Here is a 3,697-nt window from a genome sequence, read left to right on the forward strand (position 1 = left end):
AGTCCGCCTCGTCACCCCCGCCCTAGGCCCCGACTCCACCCTCGTCGGCGCGGCCGAGCTGGCCTTCGAGCCACTGCTGTTCGACCCGGTCGAGACTATTAGTGGGCTGACTTTGTTGGCGTGAGGGGGCTGGTGAGGCTCTCGTCCCGCCGCATCGGCCCGGATGAGGCGCTCTCACTTCGACCTCACCCGGCCCCGTGACGTGCGGCCACTTACTCCTGCTTCCACTGCTCGGAGGGGGAGACCCCGGCGAGCGGCTTGCCGATCAGGGCGAGGGGGATGAAGAAGCAGACCTGGCCGATGGCCAGGATCAGCGTGGTGAGTGCCTTGTCGTCATAGTGCGTGGACGCCTCGGCGTACAGCTCGTCGGAGATCCGCTCGCCGTGGGGGTTGGACGTGAGCACGGCTTCCACCAGCGCCAGCGCGACCCGCTCGGGGCCGGTGAAGCAGCGCGCGTCACGCCAGGACGCCACGGCGGAGATGCGCTCTTCCTGCTCGCCCGCCTTGCGCAGGCCGCTGGTGTGCATGGCGGTGAGATACGTGTTGCCGACGATCTGGCCGGCGCGCAACTGCAGCAGACTGATGGTGATCTGCGGAATCGACCCGTTGCCGGTGGCCTTGTAGAGCGCGCCGCCGATGGCTCCGAGTTCCGGAACGAGCACGGCGGGGTTGGGCAGTCGCGATGAGACGGTGTCCGTGTTGGTCGCGGTGGTGGTCATGTGGGGTGGTCCTTCCTGAGGCGGAACGAGGCGTCACCCCTATGACGGCCGCCGCAGCGTGAACGTAACCGGCAGACGTAACCGGCAGACGTAACCGGCGGACGTGACCGGCGGACGAGCGGCGTGACGTCCGGCCGTGAGTCGCACCGGTACGCCGGTACGCCTTTCACGGGTGGTAGAGCGAGATGACGCCGGTGATCCGCCCGTCAGAATCCAACGTCAGCTCGAAGAAGTTGCTCCACAGGACGTAGGGCGCGCCGGGTGCCGAGTGCTTGGCGATCAGGTCCTTCAGCTGCGTCACGCCCACCTCGTACAGCGTCGACGCCGAGGTGCCGGCCAGCGTGACCTTGGCGTCAGCGGGGATCACGAAGGTGGTGAGGCTGCCCGTGTCCTCATATTCGATGTCGTCCGGCACGCCGGGACCGCAGCGCATGATCTCCCTGAACCCGACGAGCGCGAAGTTCCCGTCAACCGTCGCAGTGCTCCGCATGGCGATTCTCTCGGTGCCCGGCGCGTCGGGGCAGATACTGCCGGTGGGCGACGGCGTGGTGCCGAGCACAGCCGGCGTCGTAGCCATCGCAGTGGTCGAAACCGCCGCCGCCTCGGTCGTCAGGACCGGGGCCGCACTCGTGTCTACCCCACTGGCGTCGGCCGCGCTCCCGGCGCTAGTGCAGCCCGCCGAGCCCGCCCCGACCACTGCCACCAGCACCGCCGCAGCGCTCACACGCCGAAAAGCCCCGCCACTCATGGAAAAATCCCCCTGTGCCACCCGGCGCACCGGATAGTGCGAGACCCGCGCGGATCAGTTGCCTGACCGCCGCGAGCAGACGATCAGCGCCGCCCGTTGGAGTGTAAGGCCGTCAGCCGTAGGCGGGCAGATCCGGCAGGTGGTCCGCGTTTCCCGAGACCTCCAACCCATGGCTGCCGCGTCCGACCAGCCATGCGAGCAACTGCCGGCCTGACCCGCGCACCTGCGCATCGGCGGCTCCGGCACCGGTCTGCACCGAGGCGGTATCAACCCGCCAGACGCGCATGGTGTCGTGGTCGACGAGCCGCCACCGCAGGTTCGCGTCCTGCGTTGCCTGCGTCGCGTGCAGCAGCCGGGTCGGCAGCCGATTGATCGTGCGTTCCAGGAATGCATCGACGAACTCCGTCGGCCAATCTTCGGGCGCGTAGCCGCAGCCCAGGTCCACGTGGTGGATCTCCACCTCCCGCCAGCGGGCCGCGATCCCCTCGCGCACCGTGCGACGGAACCGCAGCGTCACCGTCTCCAGATCCCAAACATGCTCCGGCAGGCTCGCCCACCGCTGCTCGAGCGCGGACACAGACGACTCCAGCCCTGCGACGATCGTCGCGGCGTCGGCGGTCACACCGTCTTCGATCTCCTGAGCCCTGCCCTGCTCGCCCCCGGCGTACTGCTCGACCTGCACGCCACGGAGCGCGCCGTCGAGCATCCGCAGCTGAGCATCGGCGTTCCGTGCCAGGTGCACCACCACATGCGCCCGTGACCACCCGGGCAGCGACGACGGACCGCGCAATGCGGGCTCGTCCAGTCCCGACACCGTCGCGAGCAGTCGCGCACTCGCATCCCGAACCCGGTCTAGTTCCACCGCCGCAGACGTCATGAGACCACGGATATCACGGCAGCTCTGGATGGGTCAGATTCAAGCCGCAGGCTGAGCGGGCCGGCGCCGCCGGGTGGCGAGTGATAAAGGTGTGGCGTGCTGATGCGTGTGTGAGGATACTGCGTCGGTGACCAGTTCCATACTGCCCCAGCTGCTTCGACCTCGTGCCCTGCGACCCGGAGATCTCGTCGTCATCGCGTCGCTGTCGGGGCCGCTGCCCGCTGAGTACGAGCCCAACGTCGAGCAGACGGTGGTCGTGCTCGAGCGGATGGGGTTCCGCGTGCGTCGGGCGCCGCTGCTCGAAGTGGGGCGGCAGCGCTGGTGGAGTGCGGCTTCGCCGGCGGAGATCGCCCGCGAGTTCAACGGTCTTCTTCGTGATCCCGAGGTCCGCGCGATCGTCGCGAGTGACGGCGGGCAGACGGTGCTCGGTTACCTCGACCTGATCGACGTCGAGGCGATCCGGGCCGACCCCAAGCCGATCCTCGGCTACAGCGATATCTCACTGCTGCATCTGGCGCTCTATGCACGCACGGGTCTGGTCGGATTCCACGCCGACATGGCCGTTCCCGGCTTCGGCGGGTCCTGGCCGGCTGCTATGGCGGCTCGTCAGGCGGAACTCGAGCGGCTCTACTCCACATTACTGACCAGCACGGAAGCGATCGGGGCGTTGCCGACGACCCCGTCGTGGGAATGCTGGCGTCCTGGCCGTGCCGAAGGCCGGCTGATCGGCGGGGTGATCAACCGCATCGTGCTTGCGCAGGCAACACCCTTCGCGATGCCGCTCGAGCGGTTCGACGGCGCGGTGCTGTTCTGGGAGGAGCTGGGCGGCCTGGCCTCGCACGTGTGGAGCTACCTTCAGATCATGCGGCACGCCGGCATCCTCGATCGGATCTCCGGCATGGTCGTGGGCATCCCGACCCACATCGGCGGCCTCGAGGGACCTGACGCGTCCCCGACGCTCGCCGAGATCGTCCTCGACGTCCTCGGCGACCGCGACATCCCGGTACTCGGCAACGTCGAGTTCGGACACTCCGGCCCGAACCTGCCGATGCCCGTCGGCATCCCCGTCGCCCTCGACGCGCAGCAGCGGACCTTGTCACTGCTCGAACCGGCGGTGCGGCCGTAGGTGGCGATGGGACAGGTCGGCTGAGTAACTGTGGATTACTCGGAGTAGAGGTCTTCTCCGAGCACGCCGCGGTGCGGTGATGCGTGGGGTTCAAGCGAGGAGCCAGCGCGGATTGACCTGCGCGGATAGTGCGCGTGGTTGAGTCCCCGAGGTACGTAGGGGTAGCGCAGCCAATCCTCGCCGCGCGGAGCGCGATAGAGCAGCCGCCGGAAACCAAGCCCCCACCC

Annotated in this window: 4 protein-coding genes; 1 reads left to right on the top strand and 3 read right to left on the bottom strand. The window is 68.5% G+C overall.

All coding sequences use genetic code 11. The features are described from left to right. Nucleotides 1–212: 212 nt before the first annotated feature. The 3 genes from KDL01_RS39790 to KDL01_RS39800 form a co-directional block, all read right to left on the bottom strand. Nucleotides 213–719 (bottom strand): carboxymuconolactone decarboxylase family protein, encoded by a 507-nt coding sequence (locus tag KDL01_RS39790; RefSeq protein ID WP_212533901.1) that lies wholly within the window; start codon nucleotides 717–719, stop codon nucleotides 213–215. 166 nt (nucleotides 720–885) lie between these two features. Next, the gene (locus KDL01_RS39795) at nucleotides 886–1,278 is read right to left on the bottom strand and encodes a hypothetical protein (protein ID WP_212533902.1); all 393 of its coding nucleotides are present in this window, start codon (nucleotides 1,276–1,278) and stop codon (nucleotides 886–888) included. Between the two features lie 301 nt (nucleotides 1,279–1,579). After that, complete coding sequence (locus KDL01_RS39800; RefSeq protein ID WP_212533903.1) at nucleotides 1,580–2,344, bottom strand: maleylpyruvate isomerase family mycothiol-dependent enzyme; 765 nt, start codon at nucleotides 2,342–2,344, stop codon at nucleotides 1,580–1,582. Between the two features lie 127 nt (nucleotides 2,345–2,471). Here KDL01_RS39800 and KDL01_RS39805 point away from each other — a divergent pair, with 127 nt between their 5' ends. After that, nucleotides 2,472–3,470 (top strand): S66 peptidase family protein, encoded by a 999-nt coding sequence (locus tag KDL01_RS39805; RefSeq protein WP_212533904.1) that lies wholly within the window; start codon nucleotides 2,472–2,474, stop codon nucleotides 3,468–3,470. The last annotated feature ends 227 nt before the right edge of the window (nucleotides 3,471–3,697 follow it).

This window comes from Actinospica durhamensis (genome assembly GCF_018139695.1).
GTDB classification, from domain to species: domain Bacteria; phylum Actinomycetota; class Actinomycetes; order Streptomycetales; family Catenulisporaceae; genus Actinospica; species Actinospica durhamensis.